17 protein-coding genes, 1 other RNA gene and 1 pseudogene are annotated in these 21,798 nt (G+C 61.5%); 5 read left to right on the top strand and 14 right to left on the bottom strand.

Features of this window, described 5'->3' with window-relative positions; genetic code table 11:
* The 3 genes from KOM00_RS00790 to KOM00_RS00800 all read right to left on the bottom strand — a co-directional run bounded on the left by KOM00_RS00790 (position 1) and on the right by KOM00_RS00800 (position 5,363).
* A complete protein-coding gene (locus tag KOM00_RS00790; RefSeq protein ID WP_216496930.1) occupies positions 1-1,626 on the bottom strand; it encodes a SpoVR family protein in 1,626 nt (541 codons plus the stop codon).
* A 138-nt stretch (positions 1,627-1,764) separates the two neighbouring features.
* Positions 1,765-3,126, bottom strand: coding sequence for a DUF444 family protein (locus tag KOM00_RS00795; protein ID WP_216496931.1), 1,362 nt, complete (start codon positions 3,124-3,126; stop codon positions 1,765-1,767).
* 185 nt (positions 3,127-3,311) lie between these two features.
* Positions 3,312-5,363: a serine protein kinase PrkA gene (locus tag KOM00_RS00800; protein ID WP_216496932.1), complete on the bottom strand. Its 2,052-nt coding sequence runs from the start codon at positions 5,361-5,363 to the stop codon at positions 3,312-3,314.
* A 381-nt stretch (positions 5,364-5,744) separates the two neighbouring features.
* Between KOM00_RS00800 and KOM00_RS00805 the strand changes: the two genes are divergently transcribed.
* Positions 5,745-6,380 carry a hypothetical protein gene (locus KOM00_RS00805; RefSeq protein WP_216496933.1) on the top strand — a complete coding sequence of 212 codons (636 nt, stop codon included), beginning with the start codon at positions 5,745-5,747 and terminating at the stop codon, positions 6,378-6,380.
* Here KOM00_RS00805 and KOM00_RS00810 read toward each other — a convergent pair.
* From KOM00_RS00810 to KOM00_RS20960, 5 genes and pseudogenes are all read right to left on the bottom strand, one after another.
* A complete protein-coding gene (locus tag KOM00_RS00810; RefSeq protein ID WP_216496934.1) occupies positions 6,377-7,816 on the bottom strand; it encodes an HD-GYP domain-containing protein in 1,440 nt (479 codons plus the stop codon). The genes KOM00_RS00805 and KOM00_RS00810 overlap by 4 nt on opposite strands.
* 9 nt (positions 7,817-7,825) lie before the next feature.
* Positions 7,826-9,511 carry a HEAT repeat domain-containing protein gene (locus KOM00_RS00815; protein WP_236026667.1) on the bottom strand — a complete coding sequence of 562 codons (1,686 nt, stop codon included), beginning with the start codon at positions 9,509-9,511 and terminating at the stop codon, positions 7,826-7,828.
* Positions 9,512-9,769: 258 nt separating this feature from the next.
* On the bottom strand, positions 9,770-11,413 hold the full coding sequence (gene groL / locus KOM00_RS00820; RefSeq protein ID WP_216496936.1) for a chaperonin GroEL: 1,644 nt from the start codon (positions 11,411-11,413) through the stop codon (positions 9,770-9,772).
* 64 nt (positions 11,414-11,477) lie between these two features.
* A complete protein-coding gene (groES, locus tag KOM00_RS00825) occupies positions 11,478-11,768 on the bottom strand; it encodes a co-chaperone GroES (RefSeq protein WP_216496937.1) in 291 nt (96 codons plus the stop codon).
* A 158-nt stretch (positions 11,769-11,926) separates the two neighbouring features.
* Positions 11,927-12,520 (bottom strand): annotated as a pseudogene (locus tag KOM00_RS20960) (DUF507 family protein).
* Positions 12,521-12,676: 156 nt separating this feature from the next.
* Here KOM00_RS20960 and ssrS point away from each other — a divergent pair.
* A non-coding RNA gene (ssrS, locus tag KOM00_RS00840) (6S RNA) lies at positions 12,677-12,858 on the top strand.
* 124 nt (positions 12,859-12,982) lie between these two features.
* Positions 12,983-13,996: a ribonuclease Z gene (locus tag KOM00_RS00845; RefSeq protein WP_216496940.1), complete on the top strand. Its 1,014-nt coding sequence runs from the start codon at positions 12,983-12,985 to the stop codon at positions 13,994-13,996.
* Positions 13,997-14,154: 158 nt separating this feature from the next.
* On the opposite strand, the gene KOM00_RS00850 is transcribed toward KOM00_RS00845, so the two are convergent.
* From KOM00_RS00850 to KOM00_RS00860, 3 genes are all read right to left on the bottom strand, one after another.
* The gene (locus KOM00_RS00850) at positions 14,155-15,528 is read right to left on the bottom strand and encodes a DegQ family serine endoprotease (RefSeq protein WP_216496941.1); all 1,374 of its coding nucleotides are present in this window, start codon (positions 15,526-15,528) and stop codon (positions 14,155-14,157) included.
* A gap of 161 nt (positions 15,529-15,689) precedes the next feature.
* Positions 15,690-16,364 carry a response regulator transcription factor gene (locus tag KOM00_RS00855; protein ID WP_183344735.1) on the bottom strand — a complete coding sequence of 225 codons (675 nt, stop codon included), beginning with the start codon at positions 16,362-16,364 and terminating at the stop codon, positions 15,690-15,692.
* A gap of 33 nt (positions 16,365-16,397) precedes the next feature.
* On the bottom strand, positions 16,398-17,210 hold the full coding sequence (locus tag KOM00_RS00860) for a pyruvate, water dikinase regulatory protein (protein WP_216496942.1): 813 nt from the start codon (positions 17,208-17,210) through the stop codon (positions 16,398-16,400).
* 269 nt (positions 17,211-17,479) lie between these two features.
* On the opposite strand from KOM00_RS00860, the gene prmA reads away from it, so the two are divergent.
* Positions 17,480-18,400, top strand: coding sequence for a 50S ribosomal protein L11 methyltransferase (prmA, locus tag KOM00_RS00865; RefSeq protein WP_216496943.1), 921 nt, complete (start codon positions 17,480-17,482; stop codon positions 18,398-18,400).
* A gap of 2 nt (positions 18,401-18,402) precedes the next feature.
* Positions 18,403-19,143 carry a 16S rRNA (uracil(1498)-N(3))-methyltransferase gene (locus tag KOM00_RS00870; protein ID WP_216496944.1) on the top strand — a complete coding sequence of 247 codons (741 nt, stop codon included), beginning with the start codon at positions 18,403-18,405 and terminating at the stop codon, positions 19,141-19,143.
* Between the two features lie 55 nt (positions 19,144-19,198).
* Here the strand turns inward: KOM00_RS00870 and KOM00_RS00875 are convergent, their stop codons facing one another.
* The 3 genes from KOM00_RS00875 to KOM00_RS00885 all read right to left on the bottom strand — a co-directional run bounded on the left by KOM00_RS00875 (position 19,199) and on the right by KOM00_RS00885 (position 21,735).
* Positions 19,199-19,525 (bottom strand): hypothetical protein, encoded by a 327-nt coding sequence (locus KOM00_RS00875; protein WP_216496945.1) that lies wholly within the window; start codon positions 19,523-19,525, stop codon positions 19,199-19,201.
* Between the two features lie 124 nt (positions 19,526-19,649).
* Positions 19,650-20,354, bottom strand: a complete 705-nt coding sequence (locus KOM00_RS00880) for a DUF72 domain-containing protein (protein ID WP_216496946.1) — start codon at positions 20,352-20,354, stop codon at positions 19,650-19,652.
* A 247-nt stretch (positions 20,355-20,601) separates the two neighbouring features.
* On the bottom strand, positions 20,602-21,735 hold the full coding sequence (locus KOM00_RS00885) for a ribonuclease D (protein WP_216496947.1): 1,134 nt from the start codon (positions 21,733-21,735) through the stop codon (positions 20,602-20,604).
* Positions 21,736-21,798 lie beyond the last annotated feature (63 nt).

Raw genomic sequence — 21,798 nt, forward strand, 5'->3', positions numbered from 1 at the left:
TCACAGTATCTGCCGACTGAGGACCTTGTCCTTCATGGTGTAGACCACCCGCTGCCAGGTGATTTCCGGCTCTTCCATCCCTTCCCGCCCCGCGCCTCCTCGTGACTGCTCTATCGCCGCCTCGCTGGTCTCCAGCTGCACCGGCGCCCCCCAAAGGTACTCGATGCCGACCATGGTGTTGGCGATATACTCGCTGACCAGCTGTTTCCCCTCGAAGTGGTGTACCAGGTAGAGCATCCCTTCCTCGCCGCGCTCAGGTGCGATCTCGATGTGCGGCGGATGGTACAGGGAGGCGAGCACCATGTCGCGGTAGTCGTTGGCGTCCCGGCTCTTGACGTAGTACTGCCAGACCATGCGCTGCGGGTCGAGCCGCTTACCGGTCACGAAGAGGTCGTAGCGGTCGGTGAAGTCCTGGTCCACGAAGTCCTTGATGAAGAGGTAGTCGCAGTAGTTGCTCCTGATCTTGAACAGGTATTCGTCCCCTTGGCCGGAAGCGGCGTCGAACCGCTTCCTCTCCTCCCGGTCCGAGAGCCGGTTGAACTCGTAGCCGGTCTTACCCTTGTCGCCGTTCTCCTTCAACTGGTACATGAGCCGCATGCCCAGGGCATATGGGTTCATGCCGACCCGCGGCATGGAGGTGACGCCGGCATGGACGCGGGCGAAATCGACCTCGTGCCCTTTGATGCGGTCGTCCACCAGGAAGAGCTTCTCGTGCCAGTAGCTCGCCCATCCTTCGTTCATGATCTTGGTGCGGATCTGGGGCTGGAAGAAGATCGAGGTCTTCCGCACCACCTCGAGCACCGAGCGCATCCACTGGTTTTCGTCGCGCGCCAGGAATTCCGAGTTCTCGATCAGGAACTTCATGAGGTCGCGCCGCTCCACCCGCTTCACGTTCTGGCTCTTGGCGAAGTGCGCCTCCATTTCCGGATACTTGGCGGTCACCTCCGCGAAGAAGATCCGCTCCCCCTCGTCCTTGTTCTGGGCGACGGACTCGTTGTAGCGCGCCACCTCCTTCAGGTACTCCCCTACCGGCAGCTTCTTCTCGACCTGCAGGAAGACGTCGAAGTAATAGTCCAGGCGGCTGGAGGTGGCAGTCTCCGGCGCCATGAACAGCGGCGAGAGCTCGTCGTGGTAGGCCACTAGGTTGTCGATGGAGCGGGCGAACTCGAGGATGTAGTCCACCCAGCGCCCCTTCTCCGCCCTGAGCTTCGCGATCACCCGCTTGTCCGAGAGCGCCTGGCCCGTGAAGTCGTATTCCCAGGTGTGCCGGAAGTAGAGGTTGTTCTGGAAGAAATCGATGTGGCCCAGCACGTGGTAGAAGATCATCACGTTGAGCCAGTCGGGGTTGTTGTCGTTGTAGAACGAGATGGGGGGACGGGTGTTGATCACCGTCTCGTAGGGGTTGTGCGGGTAGAGCTCGTACTCTCCCTTGCCCCGGAGCACCTCGACGTCGTGCACCCAGTAGTCGTACAGGGTGGGGATCATGACTTTCGGGGAGAGCTCGATGAGGTCACGGTTGGTGACGATGTACTCGAGGCTCTCGTCGGTGAAGGAAAGCCCGGCGGCGCGCGCCCGCTCCTTGCACCCTTCCATGATCGCCTTGGTATGTTGGTTGATCAGTTCCATAATGGCCTCAAAAAAGCAGATCAAGATTAAGATTAAGATTAAGAAGATCGGCCCTGGTCCCGCACATCAGCTGTATCACACGACTCGAAATCTCGATCTCAGCCTTAATCTGCTTCACCTCTTACTCTTAATCTGCTTCTACGAGATGAGCCTCTTGATCCCCTCGATCACCCGGGCCTCCTCGGCGTCCTCGTGCATGATGTCCATGCGCAAGAGGTCCGGCTTGTCACGCAAAAGCCCTGAGTTCTCCAGGTAGCGGGCCACCTCGGTCCATTGCGTCCCCGCGTGCTCGGCGATGGTGACCCCCATGCGGCTCACGTAGCTGAGGATCTTGACCAGCTCCGGAATGGACTTGTCGCCGCCGGTATCCCAATCGTCGCCGTCGGTGCCGTGGAAGACGTAGATGTTGTAGTCCGCCGCCAGGTTCTCCTTCTCGACGATCTCGTTCACCAGCTTGTAGGCGCTCGCCACCTCGGTTCCGCCGGCGACGCGGGAGTTGTAGTAGGTGTCGAAGTCCGGCACTTCCTTAGCCTCGGTGTCGTGCAGGATGAAGCGCGACTCCACCTGCCCGGCGTACTGGTACAACAGCCAGCTGTAGATCATCACGTGCTGGGTCGCCACCAGCTCGGTCACCTTCCCCGCCATGGAACCGGAGTAGTCGCGCAGGAAGAAGACCATGGCCTGCGGCTCGTAATCCTTCTCTTGGGAGAAGATGCGGTACACCTTGTCCCGCGGCGAGATCAGGAAACGGGTCGGGTCCATGTCCGAGGGATCGGGGAGGTTGCCAAGCGAGATGTTGGTTTCCACGATCTTCCTGAGGGTCGCCTTCTTGTCCAGTACCTGGCCGGAGCCACGGTTTCGGTCGGTGAGGTCGTAGATGTACCGGGTGAAGGAGCGCTTCTTCCCCTTTTCCTTCAGGTTGGGGAGCTGGAACTGTTCGGTGAGCACCCGCCCTAGTTCGTAGGCCGAGGCCCCCATCTCGTGGGCTTCGCCCTCACCCTGCCCCGGCCCCTGCCCGGGCTCCTCGCCGGTCTCGCGCACCTTCTGCTCGCCGATGACCTCGCCTTCCTCCCCCTTGCCGCTGCCGCCGGTCGAGCCCCCCTCGCCGGGAGGTCGGACGGTCGGATCGTGCAGGAACTTCTCCTCCTCGGTTGAAGGGACCACGACGATCTTCCCCTTCCCCCCTTTGCCCGGCTTGATCAGCCTCCCCACCCTGATCTTGCGGGGGAAGCCGTCCTTCTCGCGCTGCCGGTCACGCTCCAGGAGCTCGTCCAGCGCCTTCATGTGGAGCTGGTACGGGTTCGGGACCCGCCCCTGGTCCTGCAGCACCGCCAGGTCGTGCCAGGCGTAGAGGCTGCGGGAGAAGTCGGGGAAGGGGCCGCGCCGGTCGGAGACGGAGATCTCCCGGGTTCCCGCCAGCTCCTCCCGAAAACGCGCCTCCCGCTCGGGATCGAGCCCCTTGGCCTTCAGTTGTTCGAGGTATTTTTCGGGATCTTTCATGGCGTCTGCCGCCTCTAAAGGCGGGCGAATACGTATTCGCCCTTACGTGGTCTGTCTCCCCTCGCCCTTTGGGAGAGGGGCGGGGGTGAGGGCGTCGGCTCGGGGCACGCCCTTTCTTGTGGCAACTCCCTCACCCGGCCTTCGGCCACCCTCTCCCGGGGGGAGAGGGTAAAACTCAGCACCCGTTAGCTCTCGTCCTCCTGCGTGCAGAAGTACTCGATGGTCTTCTGGGCGCAGGTGCGGCAGTAGCCGAGTTTCCCCAGCATGGTCACGATCATCCGGTCGTAGAGCTTCTGGTTTTCCTCGTTGGTGCGGTTGGCCAGGGCGCCGATCAGGCTCCCGGCACCGGCTATGTCGGATTTGAGCCGTACGTCGGTGACCGCCTTGACCAGCTCAAGGTTGTCCATGAAGTCGTAGCTCGGGTCGACCGAGATCTTCTGGCCATAGATCTTCCTGATCGAGGTCCTAAAGGACGCGCGTTGCTCCTCGGTCTTAAGCCCGATCCGCTCCTCGACGCTCTTCACGTAGCGCTCGTCGATCTTGAGCGCCTTCAGTTCGCCGGTCTGGGGATCTTTGTACTTCCACATCCGGTCCGGCCCGAGATTCTCGGCGTCGATGCCGATGATCATGTTGACGTAGTTCTGCACGTCCTTCTTGATGGCGAAAGGCTCGTCCATATACGCGTTGAACATCTCGGTCATGATCCGCTCGCGGTAGAGCTTCTTGCCGGTCTTCAGGTCCTCCAGGTACTTGGCGCGCTCGTTGGGCTCGACCACGTAGTCGAGGACGACCCGCTCCAGGCTCCTGAAGACGTCGTAGGCTACCATGCAGCGCCCCTCGTTGGTCTCTGAGCTTTCCTTGAGAATCTGGATGCTGCGGCCGAGGCTTCTGTGCCCGAGGCCGCGCTGCCCGAAGCGCTTGGTGATGTCGGGCTCCTGCCCCAGGGTGTCGATCACCTCGGCAAGCGCCTTGATGCTCTTCTCGCCCGCCACCTCGCCGGCGGCAAGCTTCATGGTCTCGATCGGGGTGAGCTTCTCGGACCTCGGGAGCCTGGTGAGCACCACCCCCACCGAGGCGGCGTAGTTCAGGTTCGGGTCCTGGTGCAGCACTTCCTTGGTCAGGGTGGTCTTCGATTCGCTGCCGATGGCGTAGGCGGTGAGCCCTTCCTGCATCCGGTAGTTGGTGTTGTGCGAGACGTAGCAGATCCTGCAGCGGTCCACGATCGGCGCCTCCTCCTTCTCCGCCAGGAAGCGGTTGAACTCGGAGTTGTTGCTGGTGGCGATGATCATGGAATCGATGGGCCACTTGTAACCGTCGATCTCGATGGCCCGGTTCTGGATCACGCCAAGGTAGACTTGCACCAGGTCCTTCTTGTTCTTGAAGATCTCGTCGGAGAAGTGGATGCCGCCTCCCGCCACCCGGGCCAGGGCGCCGCGACGGAGGTCGAAGCGGTACGGGTTGTTGGTGTCGGAGAGGTGCAACAGGCGCTGGATCGACTCCTCGCCCAGGAGGTCCACCGCCGAGGAGGTGATCTTGTCCTTGGCCGGGTACTTGCCGGTCAGCGTCCCGAGGCTCTCGCTCATCGGGACCGGAAGAATGGCGATGCTTTCGAGCACCTTCTCGATGTCGTTGTCGTGGTACTGCCGGATTTCATTGAGGATGTAGCCGGTGCTCGCACCCAGGGGGCGGTAGTTCCGGTACAGGGTCTCGATCTCGGCGTCGGAGAACCCCTGTTCCCCGATGAAGCGGCGGCTTTCCTCGGGGTCGTCGAAGAGGTTCATGGCCAAGATCATCGGGTCCTCGTAGGTCTCCGAATCGACCTCGCGTATCCTGCCGTAGTTGCCGAGTTGGTCCATGTTGAGGAACCGGAAGCTGTACTTGCGGTTGCGCCCCTGCAGGAAATTTCGGTACTTGCCGCAGAGGAACTCCACGAAAAAGGTCTTGCCGTTGCCTGGCTCGCCGACCAGCACGAACGCCATCTCCTTACTGGAGCCCCCCTCGGCCGCGTCCTTCACGAACGAGACGAAGCTGTTGATCTCGTCGTACATGCCGATGGTGTGCTTGCGTCCGGTCCGGAAGATGTTGAAGTCGTAGGTCGTTTTGCCGTTGACGACGACCTTCTCGAAACCCGGCTCCAGGATCATCCGAATGATCCCCTGGAAGGCGTTTTCAAAAACCCTTTCTCCCGCCTTGACGGCGGCCAGGTGCTGACGGAGCGTTTCGTTCTTGGCAGTCATGGTTTCCCTCCGCGTGTTATTAAGCTGCGGTCTTCGTTTTAATTGATTTTGACATCCAAAAAAATTATACGCCCGCGCCCTTTACTTTTGCAAAGTCTTTACCGCGCAGCCTCTTCGGTCAACTCCAGCAGGAGCAGGGGCGGTTCCGACAGAATTAGACGACGGTACTGCTCTAAATACATTAGAAAATTGGCAAGTTGAATTGTACCCAGTGCTTTCGTTTCTGCAACCGGGCGCGAAAGGTATTATGCCGGGACTGGAAGAACCGGGCGCGGCGGAATCCTTGCTTGTGCTTCGCTTTAAATTTGCCTATCCTCTGGTACCATTTGCTGGTCCCGAATCGGGAAGGTTTTTAATTGGGATGGAGAAAAGGAGGCCCACATGAAGAGGAGAATTTTGTGGCTGGTGTTCGCCGTGGTGCTTGTTGCCCTGGCGGGTTGCGGGAGCAGCGACCGTCCCCTGATTGAGACGACGATCTCCAGCGACCCCGCTGTGGACGGGGATATTGTCGATGCGGCAGGGGTGCGGACCGTATCCCTTGTGAACAGGGATGGACTTCCAGGGGTGCTGGCGGGGGTGGATCCGGTAAATGACGACGTCTACCGGGCGTTCCTGCACTTCCCGCTGACCAGGGTTCCCGCGAACCATGCCATCAGTTCGGCGACCCTCAGCGTCGTCATTCGCAGCGTAACCGTGGTCCCTCCGACGGCGACCATACCGCTTCGCATCGAGCTGGTCTCGTTCGATCCGCCAATCATTACAAACGATTTCGACCGCGCCATCCTGCTCCCGCTGGCAGCCACCGTCGTCTCGCCTCCGATCACATCTGCCGACGTCAACCGCGAGGTGAACATCGACGTGACCTCGCTCATGGCCGAGGCGCAGTTCAGGGGACTGCCCGACTTCCAGGTGCGCATCCTGCAGGACAACGACCTGCTTACCACCGTCCCCGGTATCGTCGAGATCGACGAGGCGACGGTGGCGAACGAGCCGAGGCTGACGGTGGTGCACTTCTAGAAGTACCGGCTCACGTCGAGGTCGTAGAGGTAGGGATCCAAAACAGCGGTAATGGTCTGGGGGGAGCCGGGTGAGCCGAGGGCGATCACCTCTCCCCCCTCCGTCTCGCGTCCCTCCCGGTCGGCGATGATGCGGACCAAGGGGTTGTCCCACTGGGCCGGGTCCTCGCTGTTCCCCACCACCACCGCGATGTCCTTTTCGTCCAAAAGCAGCAGCGACCCCACCGGATGGATCCCGACGCAACCGACGAAAACCTTCAGGAGCGCCTGATCGTAGGACTTCCCGCTTTGCGACAGCATCACCCTGAGGGCCTTGTGGGGAGGATAGGCGGTCCGACCGCTGACCCGCGAGGAGGTAAGGCCGTCGTAGCTGTCGGCGATGCTGATGATCCGCCCCAAAAGCCCCAGCTTACGGTACCCCACGCGCGGATAGCCGGAAAAATCCGCCATCAGGTGATGCTCAAAGATGCCGGTGATGATGCGAGCGGTGAGATCGTCGAGCCCCTTCAGCTTCATCACCTTCCTCACCCCGTACAGCGGATGTTTCTCCATCACCTGCCGTTCCTCGACCGAGAGCTCGCCCGGCTTGTCCAGGATATCGCCGGGGACGTCGCAGTTGCCGATGTCGTGGAAGAGAGCGGCAAGCCCCAGCTCGCAGAGATGGAACTTGTTCATCCCCAGCCGTTTTCCCATCAATAACGAGAGGATGCAGACGTTGGCGGCATGATGCTGCGAGGAGCTGTCATGGGAGCGCATGGTGCTGAGCCCCAGGAGGTCGGCTTCGTGCGTGTAGAGAAGGTCGATGATCTGCTGCACCACCCGTTTCGATTCCCGCAGGCGCAGCCTGCGCCCGGACGCCACCTCGGCCGCCACCTCGTCCATCGTGGAGAGGAGCTTGCGGTACAGCGGCCGCACCTTGTCCCCGGCCGCCCTGACCCGCCTGTGCTGCGGCGTTATGGTCAGCACCTCATCCTCACGCAGCAGGTCGAGCTCCAGGTTGCCGATCCCCCTTTGCTGCACCGCTTCCAGCAACCTCTGGAAGATATCCGCCTCATCCTCCTGGGGTTCCTGCAGCAGGTACACGAAACGCTGCAGGTCCGTGCTGGTTACACCCGGGCCGAAGGTGACCCGGCCCAGGTGATGGCGCCGCATCAGCTCGATGATGTAGCGCGGCCCCTCGAAACTGGCGATGTCCGGCCTGAGCCGGAGCTCTCCCAGGTAGAGATGCCCCCCCTTGAGGATGAGGGAGGCGTCCTCGTCTTTCCCGGCGATCGCCCGCACCACCTCGAGGAGGTTGCCGACCCGCTGCACGATCGCCGCGTGGCCGGCACCGTAATTGACGGAACTTTTGAGCAGGACGAAGAAATGCGACACCAGGGTCTTGCCCAGCCTCGCCAACTCGTCTCCCACAGGTTCCCGGTTCATATCAAGCGCCATGGCCCAACCTCACCTCGTCCCGGCCGGATTTCTTTCCTGGGACATATGGGAAGCGATGGCCTGGTCCAGAATGGACCGGACCTCTCCTCCCTTTTTCTGGCCGCGCGCCTCTTCGAGGAGCTGCAGGGCAGACCTGCTGCGGATCCGTCCCAGCCCCAGCACCGCGAGCTGCACGGATTCCTTCTCGTTCCCCTTCTGAAACCAGAAGCGCTTCATGAGCTGTTCGCGCAGCAGGGGGATCACGCTCTCCTGTCCCAACTCACCCAGGGCCAGGAAGACCTCCTTCTTCTCTTCGTAGGGGCGCTCCTGGAAATCGTCACCCCCGGCCAGCGCCACGATCGGCTTGAGTGCGAAGGGAAGCCTCTCCCGTGTCAGGATCTGCAGGGCCTTGATGCGCAGGGCGCTCGATTCATCCCGCAGGTACTTCAGCAGGTACGTCTTGGCCTTGGCGTCGCTGGTGCGCTCCAAAAAGCCCAGCACCTCTCGCCGGATGCGCGGCTCCCGGTGTGAAATCAGCCCGAGGATCATCTTGAGCGCCGCGGGCGTCCCGATCAGGGAAAGGATCAGCACCACGTTGCGCACCAGGTACCAGCGCGGGTCGCTGAGAAAGGGCTCGAATACCGCCGGGTCCCCCCGCCCCAGTTCCACCAGGACCTCCACGATCAGCTTGCGCACCTTGAGCTTCTCCACGCGCCCGAGCAGTTCGCAGATCGCCCCCAGCGAAGGGATGCCCAGGATCAGCAAAAGCTCCTTCAACTGCACGTAATCTATCCCGGCCTCGGCGCTGTCCAGCGCCACCTTAAGCACCTCAACGGTGGAGGCGGAGAGTATCCCGGCCAGGGCCGCGGCCAGTTGCTGCCGCTGCTCGGGTGCCGTGATCGGCAGCTTTTGCAGGCGGTCCAGGAACCGCGCCAGCTGGAGCGCATGCGCTATGTCGCCGGCTACCACGAGGTTGACGGTCAGGGTTCCAAGGATGGCGGTGAAGTCGGCGAAAAGCTCCGGTTCCTGGACCTCGCCCAGGATGGCCGCGAGGATCCTGATCACGTCATCGAGCCCGTTGCAGCGCCCTTCGACGTCGACGGCCTTGCGCAGCCAGGTCTCCTCCTCCGCATTTAGCATGAGCAGGTGCTTCGGGATCATCCGTGGCGCCGGGGGGGGGTGCTCGACGAGCGCCTGCCGGATCCGTTCCAGGGCATCACGCTGCTGGTGGGAATCCTCGGCCTCCCGCATGAGGTAGGGATCGCTGAAGTCGTCCTCGGTGAGGTAGCCGATGTGCTGGAGGTTGCGCTCCCAAAGCTGCGTCACCACGTCGTCGTCGCTGCTGGGGCGCTCGAAGCCGACGACCCCGAGAAACGCCACCAGTTCCGCCTGCTCCACCCCCTGGTCGAAGAACAGGGTCCTGATGCCGTCGGCATGGAGCCGGCTCGCCAGGCTCTCCTTGGGGGCCTTGTTCTCGTAGACCTGTGCACCGTGGTAGCGCAGCACGAACTGCTCCACGTCGAGGGTAAGCTCCCCGTAACGCGCCAGATGCACGGTCATCCTGGTCCCCAGCTCCGAGATGAAGCCGATCAGCACCGGGTTGTTGGGCAGGTAGATCCTGAGAGCCTTCGAGACCTTGATCATCGCCAGGATGATCTGGGTCACCGAGGCAAGCTCTTCCTTGCCGACGTCCGGTTGCTCAACAGCCTGTTCCATCATGCTCCGTCCTCGCCTGCGGTGGTGTTTCCGTCCACTCCGAACGCCCTAAGCTCCGCCCCGCCCTTCGAACCTCTCGATTCATTAGGCCCCTGCATCTTCCATCACCGGCGTAAGCATACGCTTTCCTTCACGTTGTGTAAAGAGAGCCCCTTTGCCGGCGTCGGCGTTTCGTGCCTTCCATTAAAATTTGCGCCACAAAAAAAGGGAGCCGGCTCGAGGCCGACTCCCTATGGTCACTGCTTTGAAGGGCAGGGCTTACATCATGCCGCCCATGCCACCCATGCCGCCCATGCCACCCGGCATCGCCGGCATCGCCGACTCTTCCCTCGGCTTGTCGGCGATCATGGCCTCGGTGGTCATCATGAGACCGGCCACGGAAGCGGCGTTCTGCAGCGCGCTCCTGGAGACCTTGGTCGGGTCGATGATGCCGGCCTCGATCATGTCGACGTAGATGTCGTCGGCAGCGTTGTAGCCGAAGGCATCCTTGCCGTTCTTCACCTTATCGACCACGATGGAGCCGTCGACGCCTGCGTTCTGGGCGATCTGACGGATCGGCTCCTCGAGGGCGCGCTTGATGACGTTGACGCCGAACTGCTGCTCCGGAGCGAGCTGCAGGGAGTCGAGGGACTTGAGGGCGCGCAGGTAAGCGACGCCGCCTCCGGGGACGATCCCTTCATCGACGGCCGCGCGGGTCGCATGGAGGGCGTCCTCGACGCGTGCCTTCTTCTCCTTCATCTCGACCTCGGTGGCTGCGCCGACCTTGATCACGGCAACGCCGCCGACCAGTTTCGCCAAGCGCTCCTGGAGCTTCTCGCGGTCGTAGTCGGAGGTGGTCTCTTCGATCTGGGCGCGGATCATCTTCACGCGGCCCTGGATGTCGGCGTCGGAGCCGTAGCCGTCGATGATGGTGGTGTTGTCCTTGTCGACGGTGATCTTCTTGGCCTGGCCGAGCATGTCGAGGGTGGTGTTCTCGAGTTTGAAGCCGACTTCCTCGGAGATCACCTTGCCGCCGGTCAGGATGGCGATGTCTTCGAGCATCGCCTTGCGGCGGTCGCCGAAGCCCGGGGCCTTGACGGCGCAGACGTTCAGCACGCCGCGCAGCTTGTTGACCACCAGGGTCGCGAGAGCCTCGCCCTCGATGTCCTCGGCGATGATCAGCAGCGGACGGCCGGACTTGGCGGTCTGCTCGAGAACCGGGAGGAGGTCCTTCATGTTGGAGATCTTCTTGTCGTGGATCAGGATGGCGACGTTGTCCATGGCCGCTTCCATGCGCTCCGGATCGGTCACGAAGTAGGGGGAGAGGTAGCCGCGGTCGAACTGCATACCCTCGACGGTCTCAAGGGTGGTCTCCATCGCCTTTGCTTCCTCGACGGTGATGACCCCTTCCTTGCCGACCTTCTCCATGGCCTGGGCGATGATGTCGCCGATGGTCTTGTCGTTGTTGGCGGAGATGGTGCCTACCTGGGCGATCTCCTTGTGGTCCTTGATCGGCTTGGAGATGTTCTTCAGCTCGCCGACCAGCACTTCGACGGCCTGGTCGAGGCCGCGCTTGATCTCCATCGGGTTGTGGCCCGCGGCGACCAGCTTGGAGCCCTGGCGGTAGATGGCCTGGGCAAGAACGGTAGCGGTGGTGGTGCCGTCGCCGGCGACGTCGGAGGTCTTGGAAGCGACTTCCTTCACCAGCTGCGCGCCCATGTTCTCGAACTTGTCCTCGAGCTCGATCTCTTTGGCGACGGTGACGCCGTCCTTGGTGATGAGCGGAGCGCCGTAGGACTTCTCGATGACGACGTTGCGCCCTTTGGGGCCCAGGGTCACTTTAACCGCATCTGCCAGGGTGTTGACGCCTTTGAGGATGCAATTGCGTGCTTCCTGGTCGAATTTTATGATCTTTGCTGCCATATCAAATATCCTCCTTGGAATTGATTCTAGTCGCGGAACGTGTGATGAGGGGCTTTCCCTCTACCTATTTCTCGATTACGCCGAGGATGTCGTCCTCGCGCATGATCAGGAAATCCTCACCGTCGAGCTTCACTTCGCTCCCTGCGTATTTTCCGAACAGCACCTTGTCGCCCACCTTGAGATCGATCGGGTATACCTTGCCGTCCTCGCCCCTCTTCCCGTTGCCCACTGCCACGACTTCGCCCTGCTGCGGCTTTTCCTTGGCGGTTTCCGGGATGTACAGCCCACCGGCGGTCATGGTAGCTTCCTCAACCCTCTTCACGATGATACGGTCCTGCAGCGGTCTAAGATTCATGCTTTCCTCTCCTTTCTTGAGATGCACCGATCTCTTGATATTGAAAAAAATATTAGCACTCAAAACTGCCGAGTGCTAATTGCCTGCTAAATATAAACAGCATGACCTTAAAAATCAAGGGCGGTCTGAAAAATAATTTTCGTACGGCTATGTCCCTGTTACCACTTCCTTTTTGCCAGCTCCTCGGCGTAAAACTTCTGGTACAGGATCTCCCATTCGCGGCTCCCCGGAACCTTCGCCTGGCTGTACGAGGCAAGCTTCGCGCGCACCGCCTGGTCCACCTGTTCCATGATGGAGAAGAACCCCTCGATGGCCCCCTTGATCGAATCGAGCGCGCGCCGCTCGTCCGGGAAATCGGCCAGGTCGTCGTTGTAGAGCTTGTCGTAGATCTTGTGGGCAATATGCGAGATGCGGTCTTCCGAGATATGCATGGTCTCTCCTTGGATGGCTGGCCGGCTGGCCTGCGTCTATCACAGAACGATCTTTCTCTCCTTGGCCAGTTTGTCCTTGATCATCTTGAGCATCCTGTGCCGGTCGATGCCCTGTCCCCCCACGGCCTTGAGCGTCTGCTCCAAAAGCGCCTCCGCGTCGTGCTCCAGGCTTTCCTCCTGCCTGATGTCCTCTGCGATGGCGGCCTTGATCCCCGCCAGCACGGCGCCGCGCCCCTGTTTCTGCTCCACCAGTTGAGCGCGCTCCAGGTCCCCCAGCACCTTCTCCGCCAGGCGCGCGATCTGTTCATCCTTAAGACGCATCTTGCCTCCCGTTTATTAAAGGGTTTCGGTTTGGCGCATTGTACGTCAACCCGGCAAAATTGCAACAGGTTTGGGACCTGCATGAGAGGTGTTGTCATTAAAGAAAACAAGGTTGATTTCTCATAAGCACGGATCTACAATACAGCCACTGACACGCTCTCTCTGCCGTGCCCGTGAGGTTATTAACGCCCCTGCGGAATAATTTATTGCACGGGAGCCTGTTTCGATCGTGGTGAGCTGCCCCATTGCGCGGGAATTGCCTAAAGCGGTCTACAGGAGCCCACCTGAATGGGAACTCGCTGTGAGGCCCCCCAACCAAACGACAGGGCGGAGAGAGCTGCATTAAGAAATCAGGGGATCCGGTGACGGTCCCCTTTTTTTCGTCTTGCGCTCCGGCCCCTGGGGATATATAGCAATGGGTGGCTTTAGCCACTGCTCAGCACCTACGGTTCCGGAGGCCGGATGACGCCCCACTTCCTCCCCAAGCTGGTGAACCCACCCTTCGGCGACCCCGGGGTCTACGTCGACTTCCAGTTCGCCCGGCGGGCCATCCTCTTCGACCTGGGGGAGATCCACCGTCTCGGTCCCCGCAAGATCCTTCGCTTAAGCGACGTCTGCATCTCCCACACCCACATCGACCACTTCATCGGCTTCGACCTCATGCTGCGCGTCATGCTGGGGCGCGACATGGCGCTGCGCCTGTTCGGCCCCCCCGGCATCCTGCGGCAGGTCGAGCACCGGCTCGCCTCCTACAGCTGGAACCTGATCCAGAGCTACCCCACCGAGTTCGTCATCACCGTTACCGAGCTGCACCCCGACGGCGGCGCGCAAAGGGCCCGCTTCAGTTCCCGACGCGTCTTCGCCCGGGAGGCGGAGGAGAGCTTCGTCTTCGAGGATGGCGTGATCCTGGACGAGGAGAACTTGCGCCTGCGCGTCGCCTTCCTGGAGCACAGCATCCCCTGCCTCGCCTACGCCTTCGAGGAGAAGCTGCATGTGAACTTCATGAAGAACCGGCTGGCCGAGTTGGGGCTCCCGGTCGGACCGTGGCTCTCGGAGGTGAAGCGCGCCGTGCTGCGCGGTGAGCCGGACGAGACGGTGATGACGGCACCGCTCCCCGGGGTGGCCGAAGGGCAGCGGCTGACCATCGGCGCTCTGAAAGAACAGGTGCTGCAGGTGGTGCCGGGAGAAAAGATCGCCTACGTCACCGACACCGCCTTTACCCCCGACAACCGCCGCCGCATCGTCGAGTTGGCTCGGGGCGCCGATTACTTCTTCATCGAGGCGGTGTTCCTGGACGTCGATGCCGACCGTGCCCGCGAGCGGGCGCACCTGACCGCCCGACAGGCGGGGGAACTGGCGCGCGAGGCAGGCGCTGCGCGGGTGATCCCGTTCCACTTCTCCCCTAGGCACCTGGAGGCGGAGGATGAACTGCGCCGCGAGGTCGACGAGGCGTTCGCGGGAAATACCCCGACATAACAGGGATAACAGGGATAACAGGGATAAAGGGGATAAGGGGGATAAGGGGGATTAACTCCTCCACGGCATCCCCTCCATCCCTGTTTAACTCCTTAAATATGAAAAGGGGGGCCCGGTTGCCGGGTCCCCCTTTCTCGTTCTCATTGCCTGCCGTCCCGCTAGTCGATCCTGAGCGCCACGAAGAGGGACGTTTCGCCCCTTCTGAGCAACATCTTCAGGTAACCGCCCTTCTTGACGCCTGCAATGGCCTTGTTGTACTCCTTCACGCCGGAGATGCGCACGCCGTTGATCTCCCTGATCAGGTCACCCCCGACGATGCCTGCCCTCTCGGCGATGCTGTCGGTTTGCACGTCGGCAACCAGGACCCCTTTCTCCCCCTGCAGCCTCATCTGCTGGGCACGCTCCGGGGTCAGGTCGATGACCTTCAGCCCGAGCCGGTCCCCGGTCACGGCGGCATCCTCGTCCTCACCCTCTTTCAGCTTCTCGATGGCCACCTCGAGCGGTACCTTCTTGCCGTCGCGCAGCACCACAAGCTTCACCTTCTTGCCTACCGGGGTTGCCGCCACGCGGCGCGGCAGCTCCCCCATCTCCTTGATGGTGTGCCCGTCGTACTCGAGGATGATGTCGCCCCCCTTCACGCCCGCCTTCTCGGCGGGGCTGTCCTTGATGACCTCGGCGACGAGAGCCCCCTGCTCGCTATCCATCCCGAAGGAGTTGGCCAGGTCCTGGGTCACCATCTGCACCGAGACCCCGAGCCAGCCGCGGGTGACCTTCCCGCTGTCCTTGAGCTGCGGCAGGATATCCTTGGCCATGTTGATCGGGATGGCGAAGCCGATCCCCTGCCCGCCGGCCACGATGGCCGTGTTGATGCCGATCACCTCGCCGTCGGTGTTGAAAAGCGGTCCGCCTGAGTTGCCCGGGTTGATGGAGGCGTCAGTCTGGATGAAGTCGTCGTACGGCCCGCTGCCGATCACCCGCCCCTGGGCGCTGATGATGCCGGCGGTGACCGTCTGGCTCAGGCCGAAGGGGTTGCCTATGGCCATAACCCAGTCGCCCACCTCCATCTTGTCACTGTCGCCCAAGGGAGCTACCGGCAGGTGCGCCTTGGTTTCGATCTTGACCAGGGCCAGGTCGAGCTTGTCGTCGCGCCCCTTGATTTCTCCCTTGTACTCGCGGCCGTCGGAGAGCTTCACCTTGATGTCGTCGGCGTCTTTCACCACGTGGTTGTTGGTGATGATGTAGCCGTCATCGCTGATGATGAAGCCCGACCCCATGCTCTGCTGCTTGTAGGGATGCTGACGCGGGGATTCGAAGAACTTCTCGAAGTACTCCTGGAACGGGTCGCCGTTGGGGTGCTGCCGCTTCTTCATGGCGACGTTCTTGGAGGTGCTGATGTTGACTACCGCGGGCTTTAGTTTCTTGGCCAGTTTCGCGAAGTCGGGTGTGAGCGTCGCGGCTCCCGCGACGGTTGAGAAAACGGAGGAGAGAAATAAGCTAAACACCAGAAATCTTGCTACGATTGCTGCCTGCATGGCTACCTCCTGGGATTTGAGTACGGTTAAGCTAATACTGCGCCGGTTGTTTGTCAAGCCCCACCCAAAGCCGCTTCCGTAAACAAAAAAACGGACCTCTCCCCGGCCGCTATGGCAAGGAGAGGTCCGTTTCGGACTGCAGCGCGTGGCGCCGGAGGGGGCTACTCTTCTTCTTTGAGGATGTAACCCACGCCCCTCACGGTGTGGATCAGCTTCTTGTCGGCTTCACGGTCGATCTTCTTACGCAGGTAGTTCACGTAGACGTCGATGATGTTGGTGAAGCTGTCGAAGGTGTAATCCCAGACGTGCTCGGCGATCATGGTCCTGGTGAGCACCTGGTGCGGGTTGCGCATGAAGTACTCGAGCAGGCCGTACTCCTTGGCGGTTAGATCGATCTCCTTGTCCTTGCGCCATACCTTGTGGGTAACCGGGTCGAGACGCAGGTCGGCGAAGCGGATCTCGGCGCCGCGGTCGAGTTCGCTCCTTCTCATCAGCGCACGGACGCGGGCCAAAAGCTCGGCGAAGGCGAACGGCTTGGTCAGGTAGTCGTCGGAACCGGAGTCGAGGCCAGCCACGATATCTTCTACCGAGTCCTTAGCGGTGAGCATCAGGATCGGGGTCACGTTCTTGCGCTCCCTGAGCTCCTTCAGCACGGAAAGGCCGTCCTTTTTCGGGAGCATCCAGTCGAGCACAATCAGGTCGAACGGCTTCTCCAGCGCAAGCTTAAGCCCCTCTTCACCGTCTGCTGCCGTGTGGACTTCGTACTGCTCCTCCTCGAGGCCGCGCTTGATGAAGCTGGCAACCTTTTTCTCGTCTTCAACCACCAAGATTCTCATGTTGATTCCCTCTCTTTGAAATTATGTCGACCTCTAATCGTGCCTGATATCACCATGAAGCCTGCTCAGAATCTCGGCGGCAGACTCCTCAACCGATTTGTTGGTTACGTCGATAACCAGCCAGGCGGGGTGGGCTCGGTAAAAACGCCGGCAGTAGGCAAGCTCTTCTTCAACCTGCCTGTAGTCGGCATAGCTGCCGCGCGGGCTCTGCCTAAGATTCCTGAGCCGCGCGCTCCGGATATCGACAAGTCGCTGCGTGTCGATAATGAGGCCTACCACCCGTTCCGGTTCCACTTCCTCCAACTCGGGGGGAGGATCGATTCCCTGGATGATGGGCACGTTCGCCACTTTGTACCCCTTGTGAGCCAGGTACATGGAAAGCGGCGTCTTCGAGGAGCGGGACACGCCGATCAGGACGATGTCCGCCTTGTGCAGGTTGCGCGGCTCCTGGCCGTCGTCCTGCTTCACAGTGAAATCAACCGCCTCCATGCGGCGGTAATACTCGGAGTTCATCTCGTACTGCAGGCCGGGGAGCTTCTGCGGCCTCATCTCCAGGAACTCGGCCAGCTTGAAGAGAAGCGGAGTGATCAGGTCAACCGCCTCCAACTGCCTCGCCTCGCACTCGTTCCTGACGAACTGCGCCAACTCCGTGTTCACCAGGGTGTAGAAGATGATGCCGGGGAGCCGGTCGACCTCGTCCAGGGCCTTCAGGATATCCTCGCGGTTCCTGATCTGCCCGACCCGGCGCAGGCGAACGTCCACGTCCTTGAACTGGGTCAGCGCGGCCCGCGCCACCCGCTCGACCGTCTCGCCAGTTGCATCCGAAAGTAAGTAAACGTGGTACATCCGTTGTCACCCGAAAACTGTTGCCCTACCAAGACCTTATCGGCCTTACCGTCAAACTCATTAGATATATACCATGTTTTTTCATTTTAGGCAAAACTAAAATTTAATGGGAAAACCTTCTGTAAATTCTTATCGGCAGAGACCGGAAAAATTTTAATTATAATTACGCCCTAGTTTTTTTGGATGTCAAGGTTTTCATTGCCATTCCCTTTATTTCTCTGCTAGTTTAATGCGGCAATTCGCAACCCCAAAGGAGACGCAAACTCATTATGATTACAGACTGGGCGGAAATCGCCTGTGACGTCCCGGCCGAGATGGTCGACACATTAGCGGACTTCTTAGTCGAACTGACCGGCAACGGCGTCGGCGTGGACAACCTGCATCTGGACACCTTTACCCTGGACACCCTCGAAGACACCAGCATCAAGACGGTGAAGGGGTACCTCCCCCTGGACGACTCCCTGGAGGACATGCGCATCAAGGTAGAGCAGTTCCTGGCCCAGCACGGCCCCGACTTCCCCGGCTTCGTCTACACCCCTCCCGTTGTCACCATCATCAAGAACGAGGACTGGGCCAACAACTGGAAGGTGCACTTCAAGCCCGTGCGCATCGGCAAGCGTCTGGTGATCAAGCCGACCTGGGAGGAGTACCATCCGGTCGAGGGGGACCTGGTGATCCAGATCGACCCCGGGATGGCCTTCGGCACCGGCGCCCATCCCACCACGAAGATGTGCCTGGAATCCCTGGAGCGGATCGCCTTTGCCTCCGAGGGGGCGAGGCTCCCTGACCCGGTCCTCGACGTGGGCACCGGCTCCGGCGTGCTCAGCATCGCCGCAGCGCTTCTGGGCGCCACCGAGATCGCCGCCGTCGACATCGATCCCGAGGCGATCAGGGTGACGCAGGAAAACCTGGAGCTGAACGGCGTCGACGGGGTGGTGGAAGCGTCTACCACCGACCTCTCCCAGCTTCCCGACGGCTACGCCGTCGTGGTCGCCAACATCCTCGCCGAGGAGCTGGTGCGCCTCTCCGACCAGCTCACCTCGCGGGTCGCTCCCGGCGGCTGGCTGATCCTCTCCGGCATCCTCACCGAGAAGGAAGAGTTCGTCCGGGCCGGCTTCCCCGCCCTTGAACTCGTGGAAAACCCGCGGGAGGCCGAGTGGTCCTGCCTCACCCTGAGGAAGCCGCTCTAGAAATGCGCAGCTTCTTTCTCGGCGACAACACGGTCTGCGACGGGGAAGTAACCGTCACCGGCGAGCTGTACCGGCACATGGCACGCGTGCTGCGGCTGAAGCAGGGGGCGGAGGTCGAACTGATCGACGCCGACGGCCGACGCCACTGCGGTGTCGTTGGCGAGGTCGGCACCAAGAGCCTCACCGTCCGTATCGCCGCCACCAAGGCCGTGCCCGAGCCCGAAGGCGGGCTGAAGATCACCCTGTACCAGGGGCTTCCCAAGGGGGACAAGCTCGACCTGATCCTGCAGAAGTGCACCGAGCTCGGGATTTCCGAGGTGGTCACCTTCGACGCGGCACGCTCCATCGTGAAGCTGCGGGGTGAAAAGAGCGCGGGGAAACTGGCCCGCTTCGAGAAGATCGTGCAGGAAGCCGCCCGCCAATCCGGGCGGGGTTCCGCGCCACGGGTCGCCATCGGCGGGACTTTGAGGGAAGTGCTCCGGGATGCACGGCACACGGTGCGGCTGCTTTTGTACGAAGGGGAAGAAAAGACGACGCTGCGGGAATGCCTGGACCAGCACCAGGCGCCGGAGAGTGTCGCGGTGGTGGTAGGCCCTGAGGGTGGGCTGAGTGCCGCAGAGGTCGAGGAAGCCCTCGCTTGCGGCTTCACGCCGGTGACGCTGGGGAGGCGCATCCTGCGCACCGAGACGGCCGGACTGGCGCTCGTCTCGATTCTGCAGTTTTACTGGGGAGACCTGGGGTGACGGTCGCGGCCGCCCCCCTTTTCCCCTTTGGGGAGGGGACCGACGGAACCGGCCGCTAACTGAGCGCGACGACCAAGGCCGCTATCGAGACCAGCAGAGACACCCCCGCAACCGCCATGAGCAGCTTCTCGCGGGCCAGCACCACCTTGAGCGTCTTGATGGCGAGCTGCAGGTGCCCCGAGGTCTCAAGGAGCGCCTTCTCCAGTTTCCGGTTCTCCTCTTCCAGATGGTGCAGCCTGGCCTCGATGTCGCTGGGAGACCCGGCTCCCATGAATCTTCCCTTGGCTCGGTTGGCCATGTCGACCACCACCGGGAGGTTCTCCATCAACCTCCCCCACGGGATCCTGGTTGCCGCGATCTTTGCTATGCTCCAGATGCTCATGGCTCCTCCTTTATCCTTCAATCCTTAAGTTTGTGGTACTCCCGCCCTGTTCCGGAAACCGGCAATCCCGAGTCCGGCAATCCCGAGGCTCGCGCTCTGCCGGATCACTGCGCCCGCCCCCCACTCACCCCGCGGAAACAAGGTCCGCGAAGCGGCGCGCGAAAAGCGGCCCCTTGGCCTCGTCCTCGTGTTTGAAGAAGACGAAGGCTTCGCTCCATCCCCTCCCCCGCACCAGCTCCGCCCACTTCCCGAGTTCCTCCACCTGGTAATCGGGGCGTCTCAGCCGCAGGTACCCCCAGGTCGCCGTAGCGACCGGCGGAATTTCCGGCTCTCCCTCGACGTCGACGAGGCAGAGCGCGGCGTCGTTTCTGTGCAGCAACGCGAAGACCTCGTCGTCCAGCCAGGAGCGGTGGCGAAACTGCAAGGCCACGCGGCGTCCCGGGGGGACCAGCGCCAGGAAATCGTGCAACAGGGGGACATCCTTCTTGAGGCTGGGCGGAAGCTGGAAGAGCACCGCCCCCAAGCGGCTCCCCATCACTCCGGCGACATCGAAGAAGTAGGAGACCGCGTCCGAGACGTCCCGCAGCCGGTTCACGTGGGTGATGCGCTGCGGTGCCTTGAGCACGAACCTGAAGGCATCAGGGACCTCTTCGCGCCACCCTGCCAACACGGAATCCCGGGGCATGCGGTGGAAGGTGTTGTTGATTTCCACGCTATTGAACTGCCCGCCGTAATAGCGCAGCATCTCCCCGGGGGGCAGGTCGCTCGGATAAAAGCTCCCTTTCCACGCCGTGTAGGAAAAACCGCTTGTCCCTATGTACAGGAGCATGGCCCGCCCCTCCGTCCCTTGCCTCTGCTTGCCTCTGCTTGCCTCTGCTTCTTGCCTCTGCTTCTTGCCTCGCTGTGCCTCGCTGTGCCTCGCTGTGCCTCGCTTCGTCCACAGCTTCATGTTATACAACAGCGGACCATCTGTACAAGACATTCTAATGTAAATCCTCCCTGCGTCGTGCTCATAGGACGAAAAAAGGCGGGTTCCTCATAAGGAACCCGCCCGTCAGTCAGCCATGTCTGTATTTTCAGGAGATCAAGGACGCCAGCTCGTCACCGAACGCCTCGCGCTGCCAGCGCTTGAGCAGGGCGTTCTGCGAGGAGCCCGGCTCGGCGAGCGCCTCCAGCAGCGTGTTGTTCGCCACCAGCCCAACGCCCAGCCCAAGCTGCGCCGACTTCGCCTCCCGCCAGATCTTCAGCCGTTTCACCTTCTCGTCCTGGAGCCGGTCCAGCACCGGACGGCGGTTCGCCTGCACCTGCGGCAGCTTGTCCTGCGGCAGGGCCAGACCGTTGGCGATGGCCTGCAGCAGCCCGCGCCCGAGCCTCTCGATCAGCTTGGAGGACATGGTGTGGATGCCCACCAGTTCGAAGTTGCTCCTGGGTTGCTTCTCGGCGAGCTCGCGCAACAGGTCGTTACTGAGGATCCTGAAGGGGGGAACGTCCGCGATGCGGGCCTTCTCGTCGCGGAATTTCAGGAGTTCCTCGAGGACGGCCAGCTCGCGCGGCTTCATCTTGTTGGCCCCCTTGAAGCGAAGGCACATGAGCTCCCCCTCGCGCGAAGGGGATCTCACCCCGGCCACCAGCTCGGACTCTTCCTCCACCCAGGCCAGGCGTCCCTTGGCCACCAGCTCCGCCTCCAGCTGACGGTACAGTTCGATCAGCAGGGAGGTGTCCTTCATGGCGTACTCCAGCATCTCCTGGGAGAAGGGACGCTTGCTCCAGTCCGCCTTCTGGTAGCGCTTGTCCAGCTCGACGCCAAAACGCTTCTTCAAAAGGGCGGCCAGGCCGAACTCGCTCTCGCCCAGGAACTGGCTGGCGATCATGGTGTCGAAGAGGTTCACCACCTCGATGCCGAAGTCGCGGTACAGCGAGCGCATGTCGTAGTCCGCACCGTGGAAGATCTTCTTGATGGCCGGGTTGGCGAAGATCGGTGCCAGCGCCCGGACGTCGACCGGCGCCAGCGGATCGATCAGGCGGGTCTCCGACAGAGAGGAAACCTGGATCAGGCAGACCTTCTCCGTATAGTGGTGCAGCGAGTCTGCCTCCAGGTCGAAGGCGAGAACTGACTCCTTAGAGAGACGCTCTACGAGTTCATCCAGGGTCTTTTGGTCGGTGACGAGATGTGCCGCTGCGGGATTTGTTGCCTTAGTTTTGTTCTGCAAATGGTTCCGTCCGTTTCTGCATCTATATATGCTTGCAAGATATTTGGCGTTGGCAACCTGCGG

This window comes from Geomonas diazotrophica (assembly GCF_018919385.1).
In the GTDB taxonomy this organism is placed as follows: Bacteria; Desulfobacterota; Desulfuromonadia; order Geobacterales; family Geobacteraceae; genus Geomonas; species Geomonas diazotrophica.

Coding starts and splice junctions, on each gene's coding strand:
- prmA (WP_216496943.1), top strand. CDS start 17,480: ATGATTACAGACTGGGCGGAAATCGCCTGTGACGTCCCGGCCGAGATG.
- KOM00_RS00855 (WP_183344735.1), bottom strand. CDS start 16,364: ATGAGAATCTTGGTGGTTGAAGACGAGAAAAAGGTTGCCAGCTTCATC.
- KOM00_RS00790 (WP_216496930.1), bottom strand. CDS start 1,626: ATGGAACTGATCAACCAACATACCAAGGCGATCATGGAAGGGTGCAAG.
- KOM00_RS00880 (WP_216496946.1), bottom strand. CDS start 20,354: ATGCTCCTGTACATAGGGACAAGCGGTTTTTCCTACACGGCGTGGAAA.
- groL (WP_216496936.1), bottom strand. CDS start 11,413: ATGGCAGCAAAGATCATAAAATTCGACCAGGAAGCACGCAATTGCATC.
- KOM00_RS00860 (WP_216496942.1), bottom strand. CDS start 17,210: ATGTACCACGTTTACTTACTTTCGGATGCAACTGGCGAGACGGTCGAG.
- KOM00_RS00870 (WP_216496944.1), top strand. CDS start 18,403: ATGCGCAGCTTCTTTCTCGGCGACAACACGGTCTGCGACGGGGAAGTA.
- KOM00_RS00875 (WP_216496945.1), bottom strand. CDS start 19,525: ATGAGCATCTGGAGCATAGCAAAGATCGCGGCAACCAGGATCCCGTGG.
- groES (WP_216496937.1), bottom strand. CDS start 11,768: ATGAATCTTAGACCGCTGCAGGACCGTATCATCGTGAAGAGGGTTGAG.
- KOM00_RS00850 (WP_216496941.1), bottom strand. CDS start 15,528: ATGCAGGCAGCAATCGTAGCAAGATTTCTGGTGTTTAGCTTATTTCTC.
- KOM00_RS00795 (WP_216496931.1), bottom strand. CDS start 3,126: ATGAAAGATCCCGAAAAATACCTCGAACAACTGAAGGCCAAGGGGCTC.
- KOM00_RS00815 (WP_236026667.1), bottom strand. CDS start 9,511: ATGGAACAGGCTGTTGAGCAACCGGACGTCGGCAAGGAAGAGCTTGCC.
- KOM00_RS00800 (WP_216496932.1), bottom strand. CDS start 5,363: ATGACTGCCAAGAACGAAACGCTCCGTCAGCACCTGGCCGCCGTCAAG.
- KOM00_RS00805 (WP_216496933.1), top strand. CDS start 5,745: ATGAAGAGGAGAATTTTGTGGCTGGTGTTCGCCGTGGTGCTTGTTGCC.
- KOM00_RS00845 (WP_216496940.1), top strand. CDS start 12,983: ATGACGCCCCACTTCCTCCCCAAGCTGGTGAACCCACCCTTCGGCGAC.
- KOM00_RS00810 (WP_216496934.1), bottom strand. CDS start 7,816: ATGGCGCTTGATATGAACCGGGAACCTGTGGGAGACGAGTTGGCGAGG.